The organism is Ekhidna sp. ABH4_415 (assembly GCF_056161305.1).
Genome location: NZ_JBSWYW010000001.1, coordinates 90,961 through 116,238 on the forward strand (window position 1 = coordinate 90,961; position 25,278 = coordinate 116,238).

Consider the following 25,278-nt stretch of genomic DNA (forward strand, 5'->3'; position numbering starts at 1 on the left):
AAAGAGTCTTGAAGTAATTAAAATATGCCTAGTGCAGATCCCAGCACCGTAGCTAAGCCAAGGAAACTTAAGAATCCCATGATGTCAGTGACAGTGGTCAAAACAATAGATGAAGACTGGGCCGGATCCTGCCCTGCAGCTTTTAGCACAATAGGCACCACTGCCCCGGAAAATCCGGCGATTACCATGGATAAGATCATGGATGTGCCGATAACTAAAGCGATACCAAAAGAGTCTGCCCAGAAATAGGCTATCATTGAAGTGGTTAAAGCCACTGCGATTCCATTAATGAAGCCCACAGCCACTTCTTTTCTTGCCACTTTCCACCAATGGTTGGTTTGAATCTCGCGCAATGCCAGTCCGCGCATGGTTACGGCTAGCGCCTGAGAGCCGGTATTTCCGGATTGGCCTGCCACAACGGGTAGAAAAACAGCGAGAACGGTTACCTGTGCTATGGTCTCCTCAAAAACGCCAACTATTGAAGCAGCAAGAAATGCAGTTGCGAGGTTGATCTCCAGCCATGGCAGCCGTTTTTTTACAGCGAACCAGGGGCTTGACAGTGCTCGTTCCTCTCTGCCCGCACCAAACATGGCAAGTACATCCTCAGAGGCATCTTTTTGCGTCGCAGCAATGAGTGTTTCACTTCTAATGATCCCTAGCAAGTGGTTTTCCAAATCAACTACAGGAAGATTGATGATTTTACCCTCTTCAAAAAGAACTACGGCCTCTTCAGCGGGTGACATTACCTGAATGCTTTCACAAGGGACTAATATTTCTTCGAGTGTCGTGTCAGGTGATGAGATTGCAATGTTTTGAATGAATACTTTTCCTAATAGCTTTCCTTTACTATCTGTTACATGAAGGTTTAAAATCTTCTTGTCACCAATGGTTCTCAGCTTTTTCAGGACTTCATCCACAGTGTTTTTTGGATGAAAGGTGATGATGCGTGTGTCCATCAGATAACCGGCGGCCTGAGGAGGATACGAGAGCATCTCCCGAATATTTTTCGCTTTCTTTTCCGGAAGAAGTCCTATTCTTTTTTCCTGAATTGAATGGGTCGTTCGTGATAAAAATTTAGCTGCTGAATACGAGTCAACCGATTCGAAAAGTTCTAAAAATGTCCTGTCATCCATTTGCTCTATAATCAGGCCAACAGCTTCAGGGCTTAGGTTTTGTAAGATGTCTTCTCTAATCTCATTGGGTTGAGTGGTCAGGTAATGTAAAATGTCCTCGGTGGAAAATGTATTTAAAATAGACGCAGCTTCATCAGGAAAACGCTGCATGTAGGTGTTTACCAAAGAGCTTTTAATTTCAGATATTTCCATATGAGGGTGATTTATGATTTCAAATTCGATTCTGCGCTACCCAATAAACTTGTGAGCCCAATCGTATAGAGTTCGCCGAGCGCATTGCCTGCTTTAAGAGCTGAATTATTCCATGCTGATTTGTCCGTATTTAACTCGGTTAATGAAGCTTTTGAAACGGTACCTAAAAATTCTCCATTGATTTTTACCACTGCTTGGTCAGTAAATGAATCATTCCATTTGTCCAACAGGTCTTTCACACTCATTTCTGCGAATACAGAATGAGATACAGGTTTCATCAATGTATTGATTCCTATGCCCAGCTGATTTTTCACTAAATCAGTTACATCAATGTACCCTACAAGTATATTTTCCTTGTTAAGGACAAAAACATGTGGTTTGATTGCCACTTTGCTATTCTTTATAAGTTCAAGGGCTCTTTCCACACTCATAGTTACCTGCAATGTGAATACATATGGATCAAGATGGGCACCTACCTGATCTTTATTGAATTCGAGTGCTCTTCTAATGTATTTGGCTTGTTCCGGAGCTATGTTGTCTAATATGTGATCAGAAACAGCTTTTTCACACACGCGCAGTATGGATTCAGCAAGAGATAATGGCATTCGCCCTACAACTTGTACCGCATGCTCCGGGGAGACTTTCTCAAGGATTTCCCCTGCTTTATACGGCACCATTCTGGATAGAATAAGTAAACATTGATCAATAGATAATCCTTCCAGTAATAATGCAGCATCTACCGTGTTTAAATCATTAATTGAATCTATAGCTATATCAGGATGGCTAGATAGGAATTCGTCAATAAGGAGTTGGTCATTTTTCATTCTGATGATCTTTAATAATGAGTACATTGGATTCATTGAAATCCTTTGCAGGAATGACCATCAATCCGGAGGTTGTTTCGATAGATATTGCATGATCCGTTATTTTGACGATGGTACCTTCCACTTCCCCAATTCTAATTTTTGTGCCTAGCTGGTGCGTTTTTCGTGCATAGTGAGATCCTAAAATATTACTAATTGATGTACGTGCTCCCAGAGCAAAGGCTAGCGCAGCGCCAAACATAAGTGAAGCAAGAATGACTATGAAAAGATTGCTTAGGAAGGCGATATCAACTCCAACCTGATCCAGTGCAATAACGATGGCAATAAATAGAATCAGATATCGAACAATCTTACCTAAAAGCTTGCCGTTAGCCAGGCCGGTTTTTGAAGCAGCAGATTGAATGAGCTCACTCAGGAGTCTGCCGGAAATGATTCCAACAAGGACGATAATTATTGCTGCAAGTACGTTTGGTAGGTATATGAGTACTCGATCCATCCAAGCACTTAGAAAGTCTAGTTTTAGGACCTGAACACAAATAAGCAATGTAAAAATGATGATGACCCAGAAAAAGGCAGTAGAAACAAATGTTGCGGAGCTTTTCAAATCCACATTTAACATGCTGTTTTGCAATCCCTGATTCATCTTTATGTTTAAAAAAAGAATAAATCGAAGGATGAGCTTTTTCAATAACTTACCAATCATGTACCCAATCAGCAGAATAAGAACTGCCATAGCCAGACGGGGAAGGATCAGGACCAGCTTTTCAGATACGTAATCAAGAAATAAACGCACATCTTCATTCATGAGGGTCTCATTTATAAATTTTAATCAAGAAAAGGAACCCGAAATATCTATAGGGGCATCATAAGAGTCGAGAGACTCCATACTCACTTATTCCAATGAATTGATCTCAAAACGATAAAATAGGTGAAAATAAATCAAAGTACTCCTGTGTACCGTCCTATGCCGATCAACGGATTTGCTACCCTAGTAAGTTACGGAAATAATACCAGAATGAATAAGGGATTATAGGGATAACACTGGTGGATTGAATAGTGGGAAGCAAACATTGCGGAGTAAGTAGGCAAACAAAAAAGCCTGACAATCAAATGATTATCAGGCTTATATGTACCTCGGACGGGACTTGAACCCGTACGGACGCAATGTCCACAGGATTTTAAGTCCTGCGTGTCTACCAATTCCACCACCGAGGCATGGTGTGTACCAAAAAAGAAGCCGCATCTAAGTGCGGCTCTTGAGCGGGAGACGGGATTCGAACCCGCGACCCCAACCTTGGCAAGGTTGTGCTCTACCAGCTGAGCTACTCTCGCTTATCCTCTTACTTTGAAAAGGACTGCAAATTTATATGAACCATTGAAATTTGCAATAGGAAATCTGAGGTCTTTTTCTCAATAATTCACATGACGATCAATCACCTCTTGATGGATATCTTCAATCGTGACAAGGATAGCAGTTTCTTCCACATCGCCAAAATCAGGATTTTGTGCGGTTCCAAAAGTCATCATGGTGTCTGACAGACTCATGTAGATATTGATCAGGGGAGGAATAAACTCACCTCGCTCTTTCAGCAGCTTGTGCAGCAGCTTAAATCCTTCCTGGTAGCTCAAGTCTTTGTCAAAGTGCTCTTTGAAAAGTTTGTCATCAAATCCGGCAAACAGCTCCTTTTTTGGCTCGCAAAGTCCCAGTCGATTAGGAAAGAAATGCGCCATAAACGAAAGCAATATGTTTCGCGCTTCCGTGTTGTAGCTGGTGTACATGGTCACCTTACCAAAGAAGTATTTGATCTCAGGATATTGAGTTACCAGGCAGCCCAGTCCATCCCAGATATTCATTAGGGCAAAGAGACCTTTTCTTGGGTTGTTTGCCGGCTGGTAGTCCGGCTGCACCCATGAACGTCCAAGCTCAATTGAGTAGGGCAGAAATTCTTCTTTCATCCGGTCGGAGAAATCGAAATAGTTAGCGGTGGACAACTCGAAATCACCTGTCTCGGGATTATGGGCCCGCTCACCGGTGATGAAGCGATATCCGCCAATAACCTCCCGGTCTTCCGGGTTGTATACAACTAGTTGCTCATAGCATCGATCTCTGGTATCAGCAGAGTCTATGTCTACTTCCTCACCTGTGCCACCTCCGGCATATCGGAAAGACACCTCACGCAAACGCCCAATTTCCCGCATGACGTTTGGTGCATTGTGATGGTTCAGGATATAAATCTTGTTTCCACCCTTATTGGTATCACGAACAAACCGTTCTTCATTGAGCTCCTGCTCAATCAGTTCCCGGTCAATTGGCGCTATAATTTCTTTCTCTTTTTGCATTCTTTAAATTTTCCCCTTGAGGGGATAAAGGGGTGACTTAGTAGGTAATTACAATGTCACCCACCTAAACCCAGACTTGTCGGACCGCCTCAAGGGAGGAACCATAAAATATTCACTCCCTTAATTTATAAACTTCTCCTTTAACCCACTGCGCCCATTCAACATCGGACTTATCACGCGTGAATGTTTCCGGTAGAATGGGTTTACCAATTACAATTTTAACCTCTTTTCCTTCTTGCTTAAACAACTCATCCACCAGGAAAAACATTTCGATGTTTACCTTAATGCCAAGAAACTTCCGAAGGTTGGCCAAACGATAAAATCGATTGGTTAGTCGTCCATCAATGTGAACCGGAAGTACGGGCTTATTGTATTTTTTTGCTTTGGTTACAAATGTCTTTTTCCATTCCAGATCAATGATTTCACCGTGGATTTTACGGCTAACCAGCCCAGCAGGAAATAGGAAGGTAGAATTTCCTGATGCAAATTGTTCCTCTACTTTTTGAAGTGATTGTGCAGCGCTGCGGCCCACCTTATTGACACCCACAAACTTTTCTTTCAGATTCCTCACCGCCATCAGCAGGTCATTTACAATGAAGGTGATGTCAGGTCTTACGTCTTTGAGTAGATGAATGATCGTGATCGCATCCATCCCTCCAAAGGGATGATTAGCAACGAAAATACACGACTGATCCATCGGGGGTACATGCTCCTTTCCTTTGATGCTGAGCTCTTGATTGAGCAAATTCACAGCTGCTTCACAAAACTCGAACGCATCGGCATCCTTATTAGCAGCCATAAAGGCATTCACCTGATCCTGATGAATGATTTTTTCAATCCATCGAACCACAAAACCCGGAAGCCACTTTAGTAGTTTGGGGTTTTTATCAGCGATCAGTTTTCGTACCTCTACAAATTTCTCCATGGGGTGACGGCAATGATAAAACGGTTTACGGGTTTGGGCAAGTAGAAAATCTACTTCGCTAAAAGAGGTTCAGATAGATCCGGATCAAATGAGAGAATAACTACCCGACCGGAAATATTTTCCAGCATTGGCCTCAGTACGGTATGCGCATTCTCTTTCGTCTGCTCCAGAATACCGGATTGTATTGCGGAAGCTTCAATCTGTTGTTCGGCAACTTTATAAAGTTCTTGAACAAAATTTCTGCGATCTTCTTCACGCATGTAATCGGTTTGAAGGTCATAAAGTCTGGATTTTTCAAGGTCGATTTTGAAGTAGCAGATCTCCGGTGCTGGAAGCTTGATATAAATAGTGTCGGTTGAAGCATTGATGTGCTTCGGGGTGATTTTGGTAAAATCGACACATCCCACAGCACTTCCCTGACTGATCAGCACCCCTTTAGAATCAGGTACGGGTTTATACTTGAATATCTTAAGGTCAATTTCACCTGCGATTTTTTTCACCTCGGTCACCTCCTGAAAATTGTATTTCACCAGTTCCATTTTGCCCATTTGCTCCACACGTGTGAGAATGGTATTAGTCATAACCTCTGTTCTTCCCTCTGAGGAATTACTCAGTTTTTCTGTAAACAGCATCCATCCCAGCAGACCGACGGTCAGCAGCCAGGGCAGAATCTTGAGGATGAGTTTCGTCAGATTGATCATGGGTTTAAGATAATATGAATATCTGATAAGGTTAGAAAAAACCAGAAGGTGTCATTTCGACTTAAAGGAGAAATCTTTACCAAGTATGTAGTTGTAAATTGATAGTATAGATTTCTCACGTAGTTCGAAATGACATAAAATGAAGCTTTGCGAGAATTCACTCAAACTTTTGATTCCCTATCTATACATTGTAATATTGCGATAAATAAATAAATGGATGAAGAAACTGAGCTTTTTAGATCGAAATCTTACCTTGTGGATTTTCACAGCAATGCTCGTGGGGGTGGGAATTGGCTATTTCTTTCCGGGGGTGGCAGACCAGGTAAACGCGATGAGCTCAGGTAGCACGAATGTACCGATTGCGATTGGACTAATCCTGATGATGTATCCGCCGCTGGCTAAAGTCAATTATTCGTTGCTGCCCAAAGTATTCCGAAATGTCAAGATTCTTTCCTTGTCTTTATTGCTTAATTGGATCATCGGGCCATTATTGATGTTCATTTTGGCGATCACGTTTCTTCAGGATTATCCTGAATACATGATTGGATTAATCCTGATTGGTTTGGCGCGTTGCATTGCCATGGTGCTGGTGTGGAACGATCTGGCCGAAGGGAGCAGTGAATATGGAGCAGGACTTGTTGCGCTAAACAGCATTTTTCAGGTGTTTGGATACAGTTTTTATGCTTGGTTGTTTATTACCGTGCTTCCACCCTACTTCGGTTTTAATGGAGCGATCGTTGATATTTCAATTGCCACGATTGCTGAGAGTGTGGCCATTTATTTGGGTATTCCATTCTTAGCTGGTATCCTGAGTCGCTGGCTGCTGGTAAGAATGAAAGGTGAAGACTGGTATAAAAACACTTTCATCCCATCTATATCGCCCATCACACTGATTGCTTTGTTGTTCACCATCGTGGTGATGTTTTCACTGAAAGGACAGCTGATTGTAGAGATACCGCTGGATGTACTTCGAATTGCTGTTCCTCTTTTGATATATTTTATTCTCATGTTCCTGATTGGATTCTTTGTGAGCAAAGCAGTGGGAGCAGAATATGACAAAAACGCATCCGTTGCTTTTACTGCTGCTGGAAACAATTTTGAATTAGCGATAGCAGTAGCAATTGCCGTTTTTGGACTGAATTCAGGTCAGGCGTTTGCCGGGGTGATAGGCCCGCTGGTTGAAGTTCCTGCATTAATTTTACTGGTGCGAGTTTCTTTTTGGCTGAAAAAAAAGTACTACACCGCAACCAAATAAATTATTCATCGTAATATTACGATATGGGAGTTAGTCGAACCGATTTATTTACCTCTGAACAAAACGAATTGGCGTTGGTGGCCAAAGCGTTTGCCCATCCGGCACGGGTGGCAATTATTGAGCATTTGATCAAAGCCAATCAATGCATTAACAGTGATTTGGTAGAAGAATTGGGTTTGGCTCAAGCAACGATCTCTCAGCACCTAAAGGAATTAAAAAGCGTTGGATTAATTAAAGGCACGGTCGAGGGGACATCCATGTGCTACTGCATTGATCCTGAAATTTGGCAAACTGTAAAAAACCGATTGCAGGGTTTGATGGATAGTTACGATCCGAACTGCTGCTAAAAAAAATTTTTTGAATAAAAACATCGTAATAATACGATATATAAATGAAAATAATATCCTTAAATAGCAATAACCTGAATAACAGTTTGGTCTTTTATCGATCCTTGCTGGATCAGATGCCAGATGAAATAAGTCCCAATGTTATTCGGTTCGAAACGGATCAGTTTCGACTGGATATCATCGAGTCAGTAAATGATGCAGAAGATGGACATCACGTACTGGAAGTGAAAGACCATTCTGTGTTGCAGGAAATTAACAGGCGAATGAGTCGATTTAGAAAGATTGAACGATTAAAGGAAGAATGTGAGAACATTGGAAAAGCCATCGGTCTCACTGATCCTGATGGAAACAAATGGGTGATTGGCAACCCTGAAGAGACAGTACACTTCGAAAAATGCTACATAGATTCAGAAATTTTTTAAACAACAATTATGATGGAACAGAAAACAGTATTTCCAAGAACGCATATCTCATTATTTGTCAGTGACATTGGTGAGACAGTCGCATTCTATGATAAATTTTTTAACGAGAGCGCGGCTAAAGTGAAGGACGATTATGCCAAGTATGAGCTGGATGCTCCGGCATTGACCATTTCGTTTATCCAAAATCCAGAGAAGGTGAACACCAGTGGGCACTACGGCATTCAGGTAGAAACCAAAGAAGAACTCAACGAAAAGCTAAATTTGGCCAGGGGTCATAAGTTGGTAGAGTTGGAGGAGGCCGAAACTGCATGTTGCTACGCCATTCAGGATAAATTCTGGGTCAACGATCCGGATGGATACGAATGGGAAGTCTACCACTTCCTAGACGATGTAGAACAAAATCAAGAAAAGCAGACCGCAGCTTGTTGTTAATACTAATTACTAATTCCCCTCCTGGGAGGGGTTAGGGGTGGGTGTATGTAATTTTGCCCACCCTATTTATCGCTTTATATATGATCTACCCACAAATAAAAACCTACCTAGAAAAAATAACTTCAGTTGAAATCACTGATGCACGAAAGTCTATCCTAAATGAAATTGTTGAGTATATAAAGTCAGCTGAGGACCCAAAACTCAATTTTATTTGCACACATAACTCCCGCAGAAGTCACCTAAGCCAGATTTGGGCGCAGACTATGGCGTATCATTATGGTGTGAAGGTGGAAACCTTTTCCGGCGGAACGGAAGCGACCGCTTTCAACGCAAATGCAGTTGCAGCAATTGAAAATGCCGGTTTTGACGTAAAAAAGGGATCAGGAGGCAATCCTCACTATGAAGTAAAGTTTTCAGATGATGCTTCACCGATGATCTGCTATTCCAAAACATTTGATAACGAGGAGAACCCAGGCACAGGTTTTGCGGCAATCATGACCTGCTCGGAAGCGGATGCCGAATGCCCAATTGTCTTTGGGGCAGACGCTCGAATCAAACTTTTTTATGAGGACCCTAAGGTGTCAGATGGGTCAGGGAACGAAGAAAAGGTGTACGGCGAAAGATCCAGTCAAATTGCAGCAGAGATGGCCTACGTTTTCAGCCAGTTGAAAAGCTGATTTTTTAGAATCAATTTGGGATGGCCCGTGTTTATACTCCTAAAAACACTCGCATGGCAATACCATCACATTTAAGACTCACCGTTCCTAAGACTCAATATCCACGGATCGTCATCATCGGCGGAGGATTTGCAGGTCTTAGGTTAGCGAAATCACTTAAAAAGGTAAAAGCCCAGGTGGTGATGTTGGATCGTAACAATTTTCATACGTTCCAGCCGCTTTTGTACCAGGTAGCCACGGCTGGACTGGAGCCGGATTCGATTTCAGGCCCTTTGAGAAAATCATTCGAGGGCCACTTCAACTATGTCTTTCGGATGGTGAAAGTCACCGGAGTGGACTTTGACAACAATGAGGTGATCACCAAGGTGGGCAATTTGAAATATGATTATCTGGTGATCGCCAATGGTTCCGCTACCAACTATTTTGGCAAAGAAAATTTCAGAGAAAAGGTACTTCCATTAAAACGGGTGGTTCATGCGCTCGATTTGAGAAGTCACATCCTTCAAAATTTTGAGCAAGCGGAGCTGACGCAAGATCCTGAGCTATTCCAACAGATGATGAATATCGTGGTTGTTGGTGGCGGACCGACAGGAGTGGAAGTAGCGGGGGCACTTGCTGAGCTTCGAAATCATATTCTTCCAAAAGATCACCCTGACTTGGACTTCTCTAAAATGAATATTTATCTGGTTGAGGGTCTTGATCGACTGCTTAATGGAATGAGTGATTTTGCCGGGAAAGAAGCACTCAAGTACCTCAAAAAGATGGGCGTGGATGTTCGTCTCAACACCATGGTTAAGGATTACGAAAATGGAATCATTGATCTGGGCAAAGAGGAGATCAAAGCGGAAACACTCATTTGGGCTGCAGGTGTAAAGGGAAGAATTATAGAAGGCATTGATGCAGAAAAGGTGCAGAAAAGCCGTATTGTGGTGGATGAGTACAACCGAGTGAGAGGGATGGATAATGTTTTTGCTATTGGTGATGTGGCCATGATGCAAACCGAAGAATTACCGAACGGTCATCCCATGTTGGCTCCTGTGGCCATTCAGCAGGGAGAGCAACTGGCGAAAAATATCAAACGAATGTTTGAGAGTAAAGAATTAAAGAAGTTTGATTACTTTGATAAGGGAACCATGGCAACTGTAGGTAGAAACAAAGCTGTAGTAGATATGCCCGGTGGTCTGCATTTCAAAGGGTTTTTTGCGTGGTTGGTGTGGATGTTTGTTCACATTATGTACCTGATTGGTTTCAGAAATAAATTGATCACACTGAATAACTGGATTTGGAGTTACTTCACCTACGATAAGGGTACTCGACTGATCATCAGGACCTTTTCTTTGCGATCTAAAAAAACACTTACTGCAGACAGAAAAATTTCAGGCTAGATTAAGACCACAAATCCAATAAATGTTCCTTACTTCAAATGGTTCTTTACAATTTGAAATGGAATCATATTTTTGCAAGCCAAACTCAAATAAAAAACATGGAAGAGCAAGCAATCGACAAGGATCTTCAAAAAGAACATCAGGAGAAAATCCAAAAGGTTATTTCTGAAGTTGGTAAAGTTGTGATTGGCCAGGAGTATATGGTCAACCGACTTCTTGTAGGACTGTTTACACAGGGGCATATTTTGCTTGAAGGAGTGCCCGGGCTGGCAAAAACACTAACAGTTAATGCACTGGCGGATGTTTTGAAGCTGGACTTCCAGCGAATACAGTTTACACCGGATTTATTACCTGCAGATTTAGTAGGAACGATGATCTACAACCAGCAGAAAGCTGAGTTTGAGGTTAAGAAAGGTCCAATCTTTGCCAATCTGATCCTGGCTGATGAGGTGAACCGATCTCCGGCTAAGGTGCAGTCAGCTTTGCTGGAAGCCATGCAGGAAAAAACCGTTTCCATTGGTGAAACTACATATAAGCTTGATAGACCATTCTTGGTAATGGCTACCCAAAACCCAATAGATCAGGAGGGAACGTATCCGCTACCCGAAGCTCAGGTAGACCGATTTATGTTAAAAATCCATGTGGATTATTTGAGTAAAGAAGATGAGCTTCAGGTAATGAGACGCATCTCAAACATGAGCTTCAATCCACAACTGGAAACCATTCTTACCAAAGACGATATCTTCTCCATTAGAAATGAGATCAATCAGGTGACTGTTTCTGAATCCATCGAGAAGTACATCATTGAATTGGTTTTTGCTACCCGTAATCCATTGGATTATAAGCTGAATGATGAAGCACAGTACATTCAGTTTGGAGCCTCCCCTAGAGCATCCATTAACCTTAACCTGGCAGCAAAGGCGATGGCATTTTTCAATGAGCGAGACTATGTTTTGCCGGAAGATGTGAAAGAGATCGCTGATGATGTACTAAACCATCGAATCTTGTTGAACTATGAGGCTGAGGCTGATGAAGTTACCACTCATGACATCATCAAATCCATATTATCTAAGGTTAATATTAGCAAATAAAACCACCCTCAGAACATTCTTTGGAAGATGGGCGCTTTACAATTTCTTAACAATTGTAACAGTGCCCTAACAAACAAGCCTTTCTTTTAATGATATCGTAACTGTCTTTCCTAAGGCAGTTAACATGCCGTCATCAATTTTGCGATACAAATTGATCTAACTAATTATTTAAATCGCAAAAGAGATGAAAAGAGTATTAAGCCTGGTGGGGCTAATTACAGGAACGCTAGCAATGATTTCCTGTTCAGACAAAGGAGGAGAAGAAATAACTCCAGACGGAAACGGGAATACTGATGCAGTAGTAAACATTTTTTCTTCCGCTGATGGTGTTGGTGGAAGTGAAGTGACATGGAGTGCGGATACCACTTATGTATTGAATGGATTCGTTTTTGTCAATGATGGACAAACATTAAACATTGAACCTGGTACGGTTATCAAAGGACAAACAGGTTCGCAAGCTTCAGCTTCAGCACTTATCGTAGCAAGAGGAGGAACCATTAATGCTATGGGTACAGCAAGCCTTCCAATTGTATTTACGAGCGTGTCTGACGAAATAACCAACGCTGATATTGCAGCAGGAATATATTCGAGTCCAAACCTTACCCCTGATATTCAAGGATTATGGGGAGGACTAATTATTCTTGGAAATGCTCCGATCTCTGCGTCAGCATCAGAAATTCAAATTGAGGGAATTCCAACATCTGAAACCCGCGGCTTATACGGAGGAAATGACGCAAGTGACAACTCCGGTCAAATAGCATATGTGTCCGTAAGACATGCAGGAACGAATATTGGGGCAGGAAACGAAATCAACGGTATCACTTTCGGTGGAGTTGGTTCAGGAACCACGGTTTCAAATGTGGAAGTGGTAGCTAATGCTGATGACGGTATTGAATGGTTTGGTGGAAGTGTTGACGTTTCAAACGTAGTGATATGGAACGTAGGTGATGATGCACTTGATACCGATCAGGATTGGTTGGGTACGTGCTCAAACTTTCTGATTGTGTCTCCAAATGGAAGTGCATTTGAACTAGATGGTCCAGAGGGAGAAACTTCGAACGGCGGAGTTCACACATTCATCAACGGAACAGTGTACGCAGGTTCTAACATTGACCACCTGGTTGACTTAGATGGTTCGACCAATGCAGAACTTCAAAATATTTACTTCTATGGTTGGGATGCTGATTATGGCTTCATTCAGGACGAAGATCCGGGAGAAGAAGGAGACCAAAACTTTAACCCAATTGAATCTTTTGGAGGAAACGGTGTGGGTACGTTCAGTGCCTGGGAATATACCCTCGCTTCTGGAAGTGGAGCTGCTGATGCGGCTGAGATCTTCGCTGGAGTTGATTCAGGGATTCTTTCAGAAGTAGCTAAAAACGCAAACACAGTTGGAGGTCCGGCATCAACCGAGTTTGGTTGGTCATGGGCTGGATACTCAAATGCTTTAAGTGATCTTGGATTATAAAATAGAAAATACAATCAAAAAACAACTGCCTGTTGGCCTTTCGGTCAACAGGCTTTGCTCTTTAGAATTATAGATCAATGAATAATATGTTTAGACAATTTGTGACCTTTACCTTATTCTTCGCCAGCACAGCTTTGCTTGCGCAACAAGGTACTATCCGAGGGACTGTCATTGAAGATGCTACCGGTGAGCCACTTTATGGGGTAACAGTCGTAATCAAAGGAACCACCAATGGTGCTATTACTGACTTTGATGGAAAATTTCAGATTAATGCTGCGCCTGGCACCTATGATATCCAGGCATCCTTCGTATCATTTGCTCCGGTTACTGTAAGTGAAGTTGCTGTTTCTGAAGAGCAGCCAACTGTTATAAATCAAATCAGATTAAAAGAAGATGTTGCCCTTTTGGATGAAGTAGTGGTCACAGCGGAAGTGATCAAAACCACAGAAGCAGCTTTGATGACTGTTAAAAGAAAGTCAGCAAGCTTAGTGGACGGAATATCTTCAGCCAATTTTAGAAAGATAGGAGATTCAGATGCTGCGTCAGCAGTTAAGCGAGTTACAGGTGTATCAGTTGAAGGAGGCAAATATGTTTATATCCGAGGTATTGGGGATCGGTATACCAAAACCATGCTAAACACGATGGATATTCCAGGGTTGGATCCTGATAGAAATAGTCTGCAGATTGATATTTTCCCAACGAATTTGATAGACAACATGATTGTCCATAAGACTGCAACCGCAGATCTTCCTGCCGATTTTACGGGTGGGGTGGTTAATATCGAAACCAAAGACTTCCCGGACGAGCGTATCATGGATGTTTCATTTGGCATCAGCTTTAACCCCGGCATGCATTTTAACAATGAATTTCTTACACAAAATGGAAGTAATACAGATTGGCTTGGTTTTGATAATGGTTTAAGAACACTCCCTGCAGGAGGTAGAAACGAAAACATTCCTTCTCCATTAAATTCTGAGTACTCGAGAGCACAGGTTTCAAACTTTAACAACTCATTTAATAAGCAAATGGGTGCCGAGCAGTCTACCAGCTTTATGGATTATAGCTTAGGCTTCACATATGGAGATCAAAAAGAGCTGAACAACGGCCATAAACTAGGTTACATATTCTCTTCTACTTACAAGAGCATTACCACTCACTTCGATGATGTAGTTTATGGCGAGTATCAGGTTCTTGAAGGATTGGAAACAAGTACAGAATTAATTCCTGCAACGATTCAATCGGGCACTGAGTCTCAAAAAAGTGTATTGCTGGGAGGTTTGGCTGGAGTAGCCTACAAAACCGACAACTCGAAGTATAAGGTCAATTTCATGCACTTGCAAAATAGCGACCGACTATCTGCACAAATGACAATTTTAGATGATCCTCAGGATCAGGCAATTGGAAAGTCTGGATTTTCTGGAAACTCAGACAATTTAGAATTTGCACAAAGAGGGTTGACGAACATGCTTGTTGCAGGTGAGCATCATTTTGGTAATAACGACTGGGTTCTTGATTGGAAGTTCTCACCTACTATTTCAAATATCACTGAGCCGGATGTTAGAAAGGCTGCATTCACTAACGAGGGATCAGCAATGACCATCAATGGTGGAGCTGCAGGGTTCCCAACTCGAATCTGGAGATTTCTGGATGAAGTAAACTATAGCAGTAGAGTGGATCTTACGAAAAACTCAGTGTTGTTTGGAAAGGAAGCCACCTTTAGAGGAGGATTTAGCCATACGTTCAAGGAAAGAGATTACGAAATCCTACAATATCAATTGCAGTTTTTTGGAGCTCAACCGAACTGGACGGGCAACCCTGATGAAATCTTCCAGGAAGATAATCTTTACCCAGCTCCTGGTACTGGTTATTTACAATCAGGAAATTCTTCGCCAAACTCCAATTCCTATAATTCTAATGTGAATTACGTAGCAGGGTATGTTTCTGCTGAAGTGTCTCCATTCGAAAGATTTAAAACCATCCTTGGTTTGCGATTGGAAAAATATCAGCAACGACATACAGGTAGAGATATTAGCTATGCACAATCCAATGGTAACGCTGGAAATAACCTGAATAATGATGTGGTTCTTGATGCTACTGACTTATTCCCGTCAGCAAACTTGATCTACAATGTGACGGAAAAGCAAAACCTAAGATTTTCAGCTTCAAGAACAGTGGCGAGACCATCATTCAAAGAGCTATCATTTGCACAAATTCTTGACCCGCTAAGTAATAGGACTTTTAACGGAGGACTGTTTGCATATGAGGGAGAATGGGACGGAAATCTGAGAGCTACGTATATCAACAACTTCGACCTTCGGTGGGAGCTGTTTATGCCACAAGGTCAGTTATTATCTGTAAGTGCATTCTATAAAACATTCAGTGATCCAATTGAAATGGTTCGAATCCGTCAGGCCCAGACCACCAATGAATTTCAACCTAGAAATGTGGGTGATGGGACTTTGATGGGTCTAGAGTTCGAAGTAAGAAAATCACTTGACCTGTTCGCTCAAAGCCTAAGCAACTTCACCTGGGTAACCAATGTGACCCTAGCGAAAACCAGCTTGGAAATGTCTGAAGTTGAGTTCAATGCTAGAAACGATTTCAGAAAAGGAGATCAGGAAATTAGCCGTGATCGGGAAATGGCTGGCCAGGCCCCTTATGTGATCAATGCCGGACTGTCATATGAAAACTATGAAGCAGGTGTTGATGCCGGATTGTTTTACAATGTTCAGGGGAAAACACTAACTGTTGTTGGTGGAGGCCTATTTCCGGATGTTTATTCAGAGCCGTTTAACAGTCTGAACTTTAATCTTAATAAGCGATTTGGAGCAAAAGATAATGTGACGCTTAATTTCAGTGTGAATAACATACTTGATGATGTAAGAGAAGAGTTTTACAACGGCTATAATGCAGAGCCTCAATATTTCTCAAGAAGGTCGCCTGGAAGGTCTGTTAGTCTGGGTGTGAGCTACGAATTTTAAGCACTTGAAGATGAAAAACCCTCGTAATGAGGGTTTTTTTAGCTCTTCTCTATTTTTTTAATTCTCGATTTTAGCGATTCGATCTCACGCTCCAGTCCGTTTAACTGATTTAGCAATTCAGACCTTTCACTATCAAGTACAGTATCCCGATATTCATCGCTTAGATCATCGGCTTTCTCTTGTTTTTTCTCTATCTGCTCAACCAAATGGTTGATGTAAAACTCCTTTTTGAAATCAAGGATCATAGCCAGGGCTTGCTCGTTGTATTTCTCATTTTCTACGCCCAGAAAAAAATCTGACCCCCCTTTCCCATCGGTAGTTTGGGTGAAGATTTCTATATCAACATTACCGTCACTAATCTGGGACGGTACTGTTACTTTATAATAGGTTTTCATATTTAAAGGAGTACCAAATGCTCTGGCATATTCCCACCACCCTCTTCTTACTTCCTCCCATCCAAAATCAAAATTTGTAGTATACCCCTTTAAAGCTTTACCTTCCAGTGACAACTGAGTAGCAGTTGCTTTCGGTACGTACTTTTTTTGCGAGAAACTCACCAGCACGGTGAACAAAAAAAGGTATCCGAGAGTATGTTTATAAACGATTTTATCCATGTCTTCAGCAAAACTAAACGACCCAATCAAAACGGTACTTATCACAGGCGGATCAGGCCTGGTTGGCACAGAGCTAAGCAAGCTACTCATATCATCCGGTTACACGGTGACCCACCTTTCACGCAACCCAACGCAAAAACACTACCAGACATTCTATTGGGATGTGAAAAAAGAAGAAATTGACGATGAAGCCATCACTTCAGCAGATGCCATCATCCACCTAGCAGGTGCAGGAGTATCAGACAAGAGGTGGTCGGATGCCTGGAAGAAGGAAATTTATGATAGTCGGATAGACTCTACGAAACTGCTCAGAGAAAAGGTTGAAAAGCTAAACCCAGGGTTAAAACATTTTATTTCCGCATCTGCTATTGGCTATTACGGTTGGGATACAGGGGATAAGCTTGTAGATGAGTCGACTGAAAAAGGGGAAGGCTTTCTAGCCGACGTAGTTGATGACTGGGAGAAAGAAGTGGATCGGTTCAAAGGCTTGAACATTAAGACATCTAAAGTCCGAATTGGTATTGTTTTAAGCGAAAAGGGAGGTGCTTTAGTGGAAATGGCCAAACCTATCAGGTTTGGAGTAGGTGCTCCTCTTGGTTCTGGTAACCAATACATGAGTTGGATTCATATCAATGATCTGTGCGGGATTTTTGCTCATGTACTTCAAAATGCCGAAGCGGGCACATTTAATGGGGTGGCGCCAAACCCTAAAACAAACAAAGTATTCACCAAATCCGTAGCAAGTCAGCTGGGCAAGCCTCTTTGGCTCCCGAATGTTCCTAAATTTGCGCTCCGATTGATTGTAGGCGAAATGTCTGATATATTAGTCGGTGGTAATCGTGTGTCGAGTAAAAAAATTGAAGACACGGGATTTAATTTTCAATTTGTTGCGTTAGACGATGCGCTGCAAGATTTACTACAATAACTACTAATGGAAGATAAGAAAGCAATTTCCAGGGAAGAGGAAGCACGGATACTCGAGGCTTTCAAGGAAAAGGACTGGAATGAGATAAAAAGTGCCGACTCCTGGGTGATTTTCAAGGTGATGGGCGAGTTTGTTCAGGGCTTTGAAAAAATGGCCAAAATTGGCCCCTGTGTATCCATATTTGGATCCGCCAGAACCAAGCCGGATGACAAGTACTATAAAATTGCAGAAGAAATTGCTGCAAAGGTGGTCCGTCATGGATACGGGGTAATTACTGGTGGTGGTCCGGGTATTATGGAAGCTGGTAACAAAGGAGCTAATGCGCAGGGAGGTAAATCTGTAGGATTGAATATTGACCTTCCTTTTGAGCAAAACAACAACATCTACATTGACAGAGACAAAAGCATTGATTTCGATTACTTCTTTGTACGTAAGGTCATGTTTGTGAAATACTCGCAGGGATTCATCGTACTACCAGGGGGTTTTGGAACGATGGATGAACTTTTTGAGGCATTGACCCTGATTCAAACGAAGAAAATTGGACAGTTTCCGATTGTCTTAGTGGGAAGAGAGTTTTGGTCTGGTCTGGTGGATTGGTTGAAGGGCACCATGCTTGAAATTGGAAACATCAGTGATACAGATCTGGATCTTTTTCATGTGGTAGATACAGCCACTGAGGCGGTCAATGTAATCGATGAATTCTACAGTAAATACAACTTGAGCCCGAACTTCTAACCGGGGACGAAGAAAATTGAAGAAGCGAGAGGAAGTAATCGAAGTAATAGGTGCAAGGGAGCACAATCTGAAAAATATAGATGTAACCCTACCACGAAACAAGCTTATTACCATCACAGGGATAAGTGGCAGTGGTAAGTCCTCGCTGGCATTTGATACCATCTATGCTGAAGGTCAAAGGCGATACATGGAGAGCTTCAGTGCCTATGCGCGAGCCTTCATTGGAGACATGGAACGACCGGATGTTGACAAAATTGAAGGACTCAGCCCGGTTATTTCCATCGAACAAAAAACGACTTCAAGAAACCCTCGCTCTACGGTCGGAACAGTGACGGAGATTTATGATTTCTTCCGGCTTCTATACGCAAGAGCTGGTGAAGCATACTCCTATCTATCAGGCAATAAAATGACTCGTCAGTCGGAAGATCAGATCATTGATATGATCTTAAAGAATCATGACGGACAAAAGCTGATATTACTGGCTCCTGTCGTAAAAGGTAGAAAGGGACATTATCGTGAGCTTTTTGTTCAAATCAGGAAGCTTGGGTTTACCAAAGTACGGGTAAATGGTGAGATCCAGGATTTGGTGCCTAAGATGCAGGTAGATCGATATAAAACCCACGACATTGAGATCGTCACTGACCGAATTAAAGTTTCAGAAAAGGACAGGAAGCGTATTCGAGAGTCGGTAAATACCTCATTACGTCATGGTGATGGCGTCATGATGATCCAAAAGGAAGATGGGACCATTTCACATTTCTCCAAAAATCTGATGGATCCAGAAACAGGTCTCGCTTACGATGAACCGGCACCAAATACATTTTCATTTAACTCTCCTTATGGTGCATGCCAGGAGTGTAATGGGCTAGGAGTTATTGAGGAGATATCAAAAGATTCTGTTATTCCGGATCCCTCACTCAGCATCAGTCGTGGAGGGATCGCTCCGCTTGGAGAATACCGCGACATCTGGATTTTCAAAAAGATTGATGCTATTCTAAAAAGAAACAAGGTTAACCTGTCAACACCTATCAAGAAGATTCCGGAGGACATTATCAATGTGCTGCTTTACGGAGATAGCGTCCCAGTTGCTGTCAGTTCGGTGAAGTATCCAGGTACCGATTGGCATACGAAATTTGAAGGCATTATCAACTTTCTGGAGAAGCAGAAGGATGGGGGCTCGGAAAAAATTCAGGCCTGGGTGAAGGAATTCACCGACACCAGGACGTGCCCAAATTGTAACGGGTATCGGCTAAAGAAAGAAGCCCTGCATTATAAAATTGCTGATAAACATATCGGAGAGCTTGCCGAGATGGATATCAAAGGCCTGGGAGAATGGATGGTTGGCTTGGAAGATCGACTGGATGAGCGTCAGCTGGTCATCGCTACAGAAATTCTGAAAGAGCTCAGGAAACGCATTGGCTTCCTCCTGGATGTTGGTTTGGATTATTTGAGTTTAAACCGGCCACTGAAAACTTTGTCCGGAGGTGAAGCCCAAAGAATCAGGTTGGCGACTCAGATTGGAACCCAGCTGGTAAACGTGCTATATATTTTGGATGAACCAAGTATCGGCTTGCACCAGCGTGATAATGTAAAATTGATCCAGGCGCTGAAAGATCTACGTGATTTAGGAAACACAGTCATTGTTGTGGAGCATGATAAGGACATGATGCTCGCCTCCGATGAAGTAGTTGATATAGGTCCTGGAGCTGGTCGTCATGGAGGACAGATTGTTGCGAAAGGCAACCCAGAAGAATTTTTGAAGCTTGGAAGCTCAACGGCCGATTATTTAAAGGGGACTCAAAAGATAGAAGTACCTGCCGAGCGAAGAGGAACCAATGGCAAATGGCTGGAGCTTTATGGTGCCTCAGGGCACAATCTGAAGAACGTAGACCTCAAGTTGCCACTTGGAAACTTGATTTTGGTCACGGGTGTGTCTGGAAGTGGAAAGTCGACATTGATTCATGAGACACTTTACCCACTCCTTCGAAAGCATCTGTATAAAAGCAGACAGGAACCACTTCCATACAAGAAAGTATCCGGGGTGGAGCATTTTGATAAAATCATCGAAGTAGATCAGTCGCCGATTGGCCGAACGCCTCGATCAAATCCTGCAACGTATACAGGAGTATTCTCAGAGATCAGGAGTCTTTTCGCACAACTTCCGGAAGCAAAAATCAGAGGATACAAACCTGGTCGATTCTCATTCAACGTAAAAGGGGGACGATGCGAGACCTGTGGGGGTGGAGGCATGCGTGTCATTGAAATGGATTTCCTGCCAGATGTGCTTGTGCCTTGCGAAACTTGTAAAGGCAAGCGGTACAATCGTGAAACGCTAGAGGTACGCTTCAAAGGGAAATCCATCTCAGATGTGTTGGATATGACTGTATCCCAGGCGGTAGAGTTCTTTGAAAATCAGCCACGAATCGTGAGAAAACTCAAAACATTGGATGAAGTTGGGTTAGGTTATATTTCACTTGGGCAGCATGCTACTACCCTTTCAGGAGGAGAAGCCCAGCGTGTGAAGCTGGCTACAGAACTATCCAAAAAAGATACTGGCAAAACATTCTATATACTGGACGAGCCTACCACAGGTCTTCATTTTCAGGATATTGAGCACTTGTTAGATGTCCTTCAGAAACTGGTGAATAAGGGAAATACGGTACTGATCATTGAGCATAATATGGATGTGATCAAAGTGGCAGATCACATCATCGATTTGGGACCTGAGGGAGGTTTTGCCGGGGGACAAATCATAGCCCAGGGCACTCCGGAAGAAATCGTGAAAGTAGGTGGCAGCTATACAGCCAAATTCCTGAAAGAGGAGCTTAATTTATAAATCAACTCCCCTCCCCAGAGGAGCTAGGGGTGGGTTAAATCTATTTTTTCAAAAATGATATTCTCTAATTTACCACCTCTCAATCCTCCCACGGGGAGGCTTTTGCATCATTTATTGAAAATATGAAAGTTCATTGATGAACTTAATTTATAAGTGACTCCACTTTGCTATCTCCAAAATAATAGTAGTCCCCCTGGTGATCAAATGCAAAATCGCTTTCTTCCAGAATCAGATGATCTGCGACGCTGATTTCATTGTTTGCTACATCATTCAACGGGAACTCACGAATGAGTGATCCCTCGTAGCTATATATCCTCACCATTTTCTGGAATACTAAATCCGTTTCTAATTGCATCCTCAATCCTTGATTGGCTTGCAATTCAACGCCAGATGCACCCAACATGGAGGACGCACTGATCATGAGCAATAAGAGTAGTGATTTCATGTGTTTAATCGTTTTTATTTGAGTTTAGTCCTGTACTTCTTTACGGCGAATAACAGACTGGGTTTGTTAAATCTCTTTAATTAAACAGGTGGTTTCGTTAATGATTTGTTAAAAAACCACTCATCAACCCATTCACTCATCCGTGAAACTTCTTGATCAAAATATTGAGCACTTCACTTAGCTTTATCCACTTATGACCAAGAGAAAAATATATTGGCTCTGTCAACTTCTAGGCTGGGGTCTTTATGGGTTTATCCAGGTATTCCTTTATACCGTAGCACAAGGCTTTGATTCAAATCAGGCGGTGGGTGTTTTGTACCAGGTGATTTACTTTATAGCAACTACCCACTTTTTAAGAGGCATTATCATCAAGCGGGAATGGCTGAACCTACGGCTTAGTTTCCTAATTCCTCGTTTATTAATCATCACTCTTCTATTGAGCGGGTTCAACTATGGCTATTTGTTAGTCATAGAGTTTCTAACCAGCACCGTTTCCCGTCAAGACCTTATGTTTCTCACAGTACTGATTAATACACTTGGGTATTGGGTTATCTATTTCATTTGGGCCATTTTCTACTTTACATTTCATTATGTAGAGCGATATAACAAATCCCTGAAAGCAGAGACAGCAGCAAGAGAGGTGGAGTTAAAAAATCTTAAAGAACAGCTAAACCCCCATTTTATTTTCAATGCCCTGAATAGTATTCGTGCGCTGGTGGATGAAAACCCACGAAAATCGAAGGAGTCCATCACTCAGCTCTCACATATCCTTCGAAACTCCTTGATGAGTGACCGTAAAAAACTCATTCCTTTCATGGATGAATTAAAAACGGTCATGGACTACCTGGCTTTGGAGTCCATTCGGTATGAGGAACGTCTGGTCACCAAATTCGATATCGATCGTAACTCAGGAAAATTCATGATCCCACCACTGATGTTACAAACGTTGGTTGAGAACGGTATTAAGCATGGCATTTCAAACTTGAAAGAAGGAGGAGAAATAAAAATTTCTACGACTGTAAAAAGGAAACAACTGCACCTCCAAATCCGTAATACGGGACAGCTATCTAAAGAGATGCATTCACATAAAGGATTTGGATTGACCAATACCAGGAAAAGATTGGAACTGATATTTGGCTCAGCGGCCAAATTTGAGATAAAAAACGAGAATAAGAACACTGTTCTTACTTCGATCATATTGCCCTCTATTGAACGATCAATGAGGGAAATCGATTAAATGAAGTATCTTAAACTTATTAAATGAAAGCGATTATAGTAGACGATGAGCGCTTGGCGCGAAAAGAGCTAATCTCACTTTTGGGTAGCCACCCTGAAATAGAAGTGGTAGATGAAGCTGCTAACCCGGATGAGGCGGTTGAGAAAATAGAAAAACATGATCCCGATGTGGTATTTCTGGATATCCAAATGCCTGGAAAGACCGGATTTGAAATGTTGGAAGAAATGGAGCGCGTGCCACAAGTGATCTTTACTACGGCTTATGATGAGTTTGCCTTAAAGGCCTTTGAGTACAATGCACTTGACTATTTGTTAAAACCAATACAGCCGGAAAGGCTGACAGAGAGCCTGAATAAAGTAAATATCAAAACTGTAGAAAAACCATCCAAGCAACAAAAGCTGGGAAGCAAGGATCAGGTATTTGTAAAAGATGGAGATAAATGTTGGTTTGTTAAACTTGAAGATGTGCGCTTGTTTGAATCCGATGGCAACTATATCAAAGTTTACTTTGACAAGTTCAAACCAATGATTCATAAGTCCCTGAATGCTCTTGATGAGCGCTTAGATGATCGCCACTTTTTCCGAGCCAGCAGAAAACACATCATCAATCTGGGTTGGGTAGAATCCATAGACACCTGGTTTAATGGCGGGCTGTTGGTACAGTTAAAAGGTGGCGAAAAGATCGAAGTGAGCCGAAGGCAATCGGCTAGGTTCCGTGAGATGATGAGTCTTTAATCCTTCACCTCTTCCAAAAACTTTTTCTCAACGTGCCAGTCTTTGGATAGCGTAAGGATCGCTGTGGTTTCCATTTCGGTCACATAGCCTTTTTTGTGGGTTTCTTCCCAAACTTCCATCAGGTACTTGATGCGATCCGGTTCGCTCATTTTGGTAAAAATTTTGGAAAGAAACTCGCGCGAACGTTCAAAAGCAGACAGGTAATCTTCGGCAATGAATTGGTTAGCCCATTCCATCTCGTCATGTGCCTGCATTTTACTGGCTGTTTCTTCAAGCATTTCACGTTCTTCATCATCCAGACCATGGTAGTGGAAGATTAGGGATTTTAGGAGTAAGAGGGCCTTTTTAGTGATTGTGTCCATTTGAAGTTCAAAAGTAGAGCTTATCGTCGATTATCCCTAAGCTAATTTGTTAGGTGAGATCATATTCATCTGGGAAAAACAGTCGTAAGGCAATTTCATCAGCAACCAGAAAACCAGAAGGTTTTAAGCGAAGGAATCCATCAACTAGTTCAATCATATTCTTCCTTTCTATGTCATTTAGAAAATCTGAATTTAGCTCCTCAAGTCGTTGACCGGTCAATGAGGAGATTTTATTCAAGTCCACTCCTTCTTTGGTTCTCAGCTCGGTTAATATTCGCTCATTGATTCGCTGAATATGGGAAAGCTCTTCATGCTCCAAAAATTCCTTACCCTCATTAATTGCCTTCAGGTATATGGCATTGTTTCGCACATTAAAGCTTCTTGTGTTTTGTCCATCAAATGAATGAGCTCCTGGCCCTACTCCAAGGTAAGGGGTGCCCGCCCAATATGCATGATTGTGGCGTGAGCGGTATCCTTCTTTTCCAAAGTTGGAAACTTCATATTGGCTGTATCCCTTCGATTTCAAAAAATCGATAGCGAATAGGTATTGTTCCGCTGCAGCATCCTCCGGCACCTGTATCAGCTTATTATCCTTTTCCCACTTTCCGAAAACAGTCTTTTCTTCAATAGTTAATCCATAAAGCGAAATGTGCTTAGGGCTCAAGGAGGTAATAGATTCAAGATCTTTTTTCCATTTATCTCGATCATGATCAGGGATCGCATAAATAAGATCCAGCGAGATATTTTCGAAACCTGCCGCTCGAGCATGCTCATAAGCTTCGATGGCTTCATCAGAGGAGTGAATACGATTCATCCACCTGAGCTTTTGCTCGTCAAAAGTTTGAATACCAATACTCATTCGATTGATCCCGCAATCATACAAGGTGCGTGAATGCTCTTCAGTCAAATCTTCCGGGTTGGCTTCCAGTGTAATTTCTGCTTTAGCCGATACATTGAAGTTTTGATTGATTGTATCAAGTAGCTTTTTTAATTGCGGCCCGGATAGCAATGAAGGCGTACCCCCACCAAAATAAACAGTTTCTACTTCCTCATGCAGGTAATCTTTCCTGTCTCTGATTTCCCTGGAGAGGGCATCCACCATTTCTTCCTGCCTGCTCAGATTGGTACTAAAGTGGAAGTCGCAATAGTGGCATGCCTGCCTGCAAAATGGAATATGGATATAGATGCCAGCCATGATTTGGGCTAAATTGCAAAGA

At 42.1% G+C, this 25,278-nt stretch carries 24 protein-coding genes and 2 tRNA genes; 14 read left to right on the top strand and 12 right to left on the bottom strand.

Annotation, left to right across the window (positions count from 1 at the left end; all coding sequences use genetic code 11):
- Positions 1-17: 17 nt before the first annotated feature.
- From mgtE to ACXAH9_RS00415, 8 genes are all read right to left on the bottom strand, one after another.
- Entirely contained in the window at positions 18-1,325 is a 1,308-nt protein-coding gene (gene mgtE / locus ACXAH9_RS00380; RefSeq protein ID WP_474892908.1) for a magnesium transporter, read from the bottom strand.
- Positions 1,326-1,336: 11 nt separating this feature from the next.
- On the bottom strand, positions 1,337-2,149 hold the full coding sequence (locus ACXAH9_RS00385; protein WP_474892909.1) for a magnesium transporter MgtE N-terminal domain-containing protein: 813 nt from the start codon (positions 2,147-2,149) through the stop codon (positions 1,337-1,339).
- Positions 2,139-2,954, bottom strand: coding sequence for a mechanosensitive ion channel family protein (locus ACXAH9_RS00390; protein ID WP_474892910.1), 816 nt, complete (start codon positions 2,952-2,954; stop codon positions 2,139-2,141). Before ACXAH9_RS00390 ends, ACXAH9_RS00385 begins: the two co-directional genes overlap by 11 nt.
- Positions 2,955-3,279: 325 nt before the next feature.
- Positions 3,280-3,364, bottom strand: a tRNA-Leu gene (locus tag ACXAH9_RS00395).
- A gap of 44 nt (positions 3,365-3,408) precedes the next feature.
- Positions 3,409-3,481: transfer RNA gene (locus ACXAH9_RS00400), tRNA-Gly, on the bottom strand.
- Positions 3,482-3,559: 78 nt separating this feature from the next.
- Entirely contained in the window at positions 3,560-4,489 is a 930-nt protein-coding gene (gene glsB / locus ACXAH9_RS00405; RefSeq protein WP_474892911.1) for a glycine N(alpha)-acyltransferase GlsB, read from the bottom strand.
- A gap of 112 nt (positions 4,490-4,601) precedes the next feature.
- The gene (glsA, locus tag ACXAH9_RS00410; RefSeq protein WP_474892912.1) at positions 4,602-5,414 is read right to left on the bottom strand and encodes a lyso-glycine lipid O-acyltransferase GlsA; all 813 of its coding nucleotides are present in this window, start codon (positions 5,412-5,414) and stop codon (positions 4,602-4,604) included.
- A 50-nt stretch (positions 5,415-5,464) separates the two neighbouring features.
- A complete protein-coding gene (locus ACXAH9_RS00415) occupies positions 5,465-6,115 on the bottom strand; it encodes a DUF4230 domain-containing protein (RefSeq protein WP_474892913.1) in 651 nt (216 codons plus the stop codon).
- 217 nt (positions 6,116-6,332) lie between these two features.
- Here ACXAH9_RS00415 and arsB point away from each other — a divergent pair, with 217 nt between their 5' ends.
- The 9 genes from arsB (at position 6,333) to ACXAH9_RS00460 (ending at position 16,173) form a co-directional block, all read left to right on the top strand.
- The gene (arsB, locus tag ACXAH9_RS00420; protein WP_474892914.1) at positions 6,333-7,370 is read left to right on the top strand and encodes an ACR3 family arsenite efflux transporter; all 1,038 of its coding nucleotides are present in this window, start codon (positions 6,333-6,335) and stop codon (positions 7,368-7,370) included.
- Positions 7,371-7,393: 23 nt separating this feature from the next.
- A complete protein-coding gene (locus tag ACXAH9_RS00425) occupies positions 7,394-7,717 on the top strand; it encodes an ArsR/SmtB family transcription factor (RefSeq protein ID WP_474892915.1) in 324 nt (107 codons plus the stop codon).
- Positions 7,718-7,761: 44 nt separating this feature from the next.
- Complete coding sequence (locus ACXAH9_RS00430; protein WP_474892916.1) at positions 7,762-8,139, top strand: hypothetical protein; 378 nt, start codon at positions 7,762-7,764, stop codon at positions 8,137-8,139.
- Positions 8,140-8,148: 9 nt separating this feature from the next.
- Positions 8,149-8,571: an ArsI/CadI family heavy metal resistance metalloenzyme gene (locus ACXAH9_RS00435; protein WP_474892917.1), complete on the top strand. Its 423-nt coding sequence runs from the start codon at positions 8,149-8,151 to the stop codon at positions 8,569-8,571.
- Between the two features lie 80 nt (positions 8,572-8,651).
- Entirely contained in the window at positions 8,652-9,248 is a 597-nt protein-coding gene (locus tag ACXAH9_RS00440) for an arsenate-mycothiol transferase ArsC (protein WP_474892918.1), read from the top strand.
- 53 nt (positions 9,249-9,301) lie between these two features.
- On the top strand, positions 9,302-10,633 hold the full coding sequence (locus ACXAH9_RS00445) for an NAD(P)/FAD-dependent oxidoreductase (RefSeq protein ID WP_474892919.1): 1,332 nt from the start codon (positions 9,302-9,304) through the stop codon (positions 10,631-10,633).
- 98 nt (positions 10,634-10,731) lie between these two features.
- Positions 10,732-11,724: an AAA family ATPase gene (locus ACXAH9_RS00450; RefSeq protein ID WP_474892920.1), complete on the top strand. Its 993-nt coding sequence runs from the start codon at positions 10,732-10,734 to the stop codon at positions 11,722-11,724.
- A 184-nt stretch (positions 11,725-11,908) separates the two neighbouring features.
- Positions 11,909-13,192 carry a hypothetical protein gene (locus ACXAH9_RS00455; protein ID WP_474892921.1) on the top strand — a complete coding sequence of 428 codons (1,284 nt, stop codon included), beginning with the start codon at positions 11,909-11,911 and terminating at the stop codon, positions 13,190-13,192.
- An 86-nt stretch (positions 13,193-13,278) separates the two neighbouring features.
- Positions 13,279-16,173, top strand: a complete 2,895-nt coding sequence (locus tag ACXAH9_RS00460; RefSeq protein ID WP_474892922.1) for a TonB-dependent receptor domain-containing protein — start codon at positions 13,279-13,281, stop codon at positions 16,171-16,173.
- 38 nt (positions 16,174-16,211) lie between these two features.
- Here the strand turns inward: ACXAH9_RS00460 and ACXAH9_RS00465 are convergent, their stop codons facing one another.
- On the bottom strand, positions 16,212-16,787 hold the full coding sequence (locus ACXAH9_RS00465; RefSeq protein WP_474892923.1) for a hypothetical protein: 576 nt from the start codon (positions 16,785-16,787) through the stop codon (positions 16,212-16,214).
- Here ACXAH9_RS00465 and ACXAH9_RS00470 point away from each other — a divergent pair.
- The 3 genes from ACXAH9_RS00470 to uvrA are packed head-to-tail and all read left to right on the top strand — an operon-like array spanning position 16,786 to position 21,283.
- The gene (locus ACXAH9_RS00470) at positions 16,786-17,712 is read left to right on the top strand and encodes a TIGR01777 family oxidoreductase (protein ID WP_474892924.1); all 927 of its coding nucleotides are present in this window, start codon (positions 16,786-16,788) and stop codon (positions 17,710-17,712) included. The two genes, ACXAH9_RS00465 and ACXAH9_RS00470, sit on opposite strands and share 2 nt — an antisense overlap.
- Positions 17,713-17,718: 6 nt before the next feature.
- A complete protein-coding gene (locus ACXAH9_RS00475; protein WP_474892925.1) occupies positions 17,719-18,447 on the top strand; it encodes an LOG family protein in 729 nt (242 codons plus the stop codon).
- 16 nt (positions 18,448-18,463) lie between these two features.
- On the top strand, positions 18,464-21,283 hold the full coding sequence (gene uvrA / locus ACXAH9_RS00480) for an excinuclease ABC subunit UvrA (protein ID WP_474892926.1): 2,820 nt from the start codon (positions 18,464-18,466) through the stop codon (positions 21,281-21,283).
- Positions 21,284-21,425: 142 nt separating this feature from the next.
- On the opposite strand, the gene ACXAH9_RS00485 is transcribed toward uvrA, so the two are convergent.
- The gene (locus ACXAH9_RS00485) at positions 21,426-21,728 is read right to left on the bottom strand and encodes a hypothetical protein (protein ID WP_474892927.1); all 303 of its coding nucleotides are present in this window, start codon (positions 21,726-21,728) and stop codon (positions 21,426-21,428) included.
- A gap of 193 nt (positions 21,729-21,921) precedes the next feature.
- Here ACXAH9_RS00485 and ACXAH9_RS00490 point away from each other — a divergent pair, with 193 nt between their 5' ends.
- Both ACXAH9_RS00490 and ACXAH9_RS00495 read left to right on the top strand, forming a co-directional pair.
- Complete coding sequence (locus tag ACXAH9_RS00490; RefSeq protein WP_474892928.1) at positions 21,922-22,965, top strand: sensor histidine kinase; 1,044 nt, start codon at positions 21,922-21,924, stop codon at positions 22,963-22,965.
- Positions 22,966-22,988: 23 nt separating this feature from the next.
- A complete protein-coding gene (locus tag ACXAH9_RS00495) occupies positions 22,989-23,699 on the top strand; it encodes a LytR/AlgR family response regulator transcription factor (RefSeq protein WP_349565613.1) in 711 nt (236 codons plus the stop codon).
- Here the strand turns inward: ACXAH9_RS00495 and ACXAH9_RS00500 are convergent.
- Positions 23,696-24,061, bottom strand: a complete 366-nt coding sequence (locus ACXAH9_RS00500; RefSeq protein WP_474892929.1) for a hypothetical protein — start codon at positions 24,059-24,061, stop codon at positions 23,696-23,698. The two genes, ACXAH9_RS00495 and ACXAH9_RS00500, sit on opposite strands and share 4 nt — an antisense overlap.
- A gap of 49 nt (positions 24,062-24,110) precedes the next feature.
- Entirely contained in the window at positions 24,111-25,256 is a 1,146-nt protein-coding gene (gene hemW / locus ACXAH9_RS00505; RefSeq protein ID WP_474892930.1) for a radical SAM family heme chaperone HemW, read from the bottom strand.
- Between the last annotated feature and the right edge of the window lie 22 nt (positions 25,257-25,278).

Excerpts from the sequence above, each read along its gene's own strand:
- mgtE (WP_474892908.1), bottom strand. The coding sequence starts at position 1,325 with ATGGAAATATCTGAAATTAAAAGCTCTTTGGTAAACACCTACATGCAG.
- ACXAH9_RS00385 (WP_474892909.1), bottom strand. The coding sequence starts at position 2,149 with ATGAAAAATGACCAACTCCTTATTGACGAATTCCTATCTAGCCATCCT.
- ACXAH9_RS00390 (WP_474892910.1), bottom strand. The coding sequence starts at position 2,954 with ATGAATGAAGATGTGCGTTTATTTCTTGATTACGTATCTGAAAAGCTG.
- glsB (WP_474892911.1), bottom strand. The coding sequence starts at position 4,489 with ATGCAAAAAGAGAAAGAAATTATAGCGCCAATTGACCGGGAACTGATT.
- glsA (WP_474892912.1), bottom strand. The coding sequence starts at position 5,414 with ATGGAGAAATTTGTAGAGGTACGAAAACTGATCGCTGATAAAAACCCC.
- ACXAH9_RS00415 (WP_474892913.1), bottom strand. The coding sequence starts at position 6,115 with ATGATCAATCTGACGAAACTCATCCTCAAGATTCTGCCCTGGCTGCTG.
- arsB (WP_474892914.1), top strand. The coding sequence starts at position 6,333 with ATGAAGAAACTGAGCTTTTTAGATCGAAATCTTACCTTGTGGATTTTC.
- ACXAH9_RS00425 (WP_474892915.1), top strand. The coding sequence starts at position 7,394 with ATGGGAGTTAGTCGAACCGATTTATTTACCTCTGAACAAAACGAATTG.
- ACXAH9_RS00430 (WP_474892916.1), top strand. The coding sequence starts at position 7,762 with ATGAAAATAATATCCTTAAATAGCAATAACCTGAATAACAGTTTGGTC.
- ACXAH9_RS00435 (WP_474892917.1), top strand. The coding sequence starts at position 8,149 with ATGATGGAACAGAAAACAGTATTTCCAAGAACGCATATCTCATTATTT.
- ACXAH9_RS00440 (WP_474892918.1), top strand. The coding sequence starts at position 8,652 with ATGATCTACCCACAAATAAAAACCTACCTAGAAAAAATAACTTCAGTT.
- ACXAH9_RS00445 (WP_474892919.1), top strand. The coding sequence starts at position 9,302 with ATGGCAATACCATCACATTTAAGACTCACCGTTCCTAAGACTCAATAT.
- ACXAH9_RS00450 (WP_474892920.1), top strand. The coding sequence starts at position 10,732 with ATGGAAGAGCAAGCAATCGACAAGGATCTTCAAAAAGAACATCAGGAG.
- ACXAH9_RS00455 (WP_474892921.1), top strand. The coding sequence starts at position 11,909 with ATGAAAAGAGTATTAAGCCTGGTGGGGCTAATTACAGGAACGCTAGCA.
- ACXAH9_RS00460 (WP_474892922.1), top strand. The coding sequence starts at position 13,279 with ATGTTTAGACAATTTGTGACCTTTACCTTATTCTTCGCCAGCACAGCT.
- ACXAH9_RS00470 (WP_474892924.1), top strand. The coding sequence starts at position 16,786 with ATGTCTTCAGCAAAACTAAACGACCCAATCAAAACGGTACTTATCACA.
- ACXAH9_RS00465 (WP_474892923.1), bottom strand. The coding sequence starts at position 16,787 with ATGGATAAAATCGTTTATAAACATACTCTCGGATACCTTTTTTTGTTC.
- ACXAH9_RS00475 (WP_474892925.1), top strand. The coding sequence starts at position 17,719 with ATGGAAGATAAGAAAGCAATTTCCAGGGAAGAGGAAGCACGGATACTC.
- ACXAH9_RS00485 (WP_474892927.1), bottom strand. The coding sequence starts at position 21,728 with ATGAAATCACTACTCTTATTGCTCATGATCAGTGCGTCCTCCATGTTG.
- ACXAH9_RS00490 (WP_474892928.1), top strand. The coding sequence starts at position 21,922 with ATGACCAAGAGAAAAATATATTGGCTCTGTCAACTTCTAGGCTGGGGT.
- ACXAH9_RS00495 (WP_349565613.1), top strand. The coding sequence starts at position 22,989 with ATGAAAGCGATTATAGTAGACGATGAGCGCTTGGCGCGAAAAGAGCTA.
- ACXAH9_RS00500 (WP_474892929.1), bottom strand. The coding sequence starts at position 24,061 with ATGGACACAATCACTAAAAAGGCCCTCTTACTCCTAAAATCCCTAATC.
- hemW (WP_474892930.1), bottom strand. The coding sequence starts at position 25,256 with ATGGCTGGCATCTATATCCATATTCCATTTTGCAGGCAGGCATGCCAC.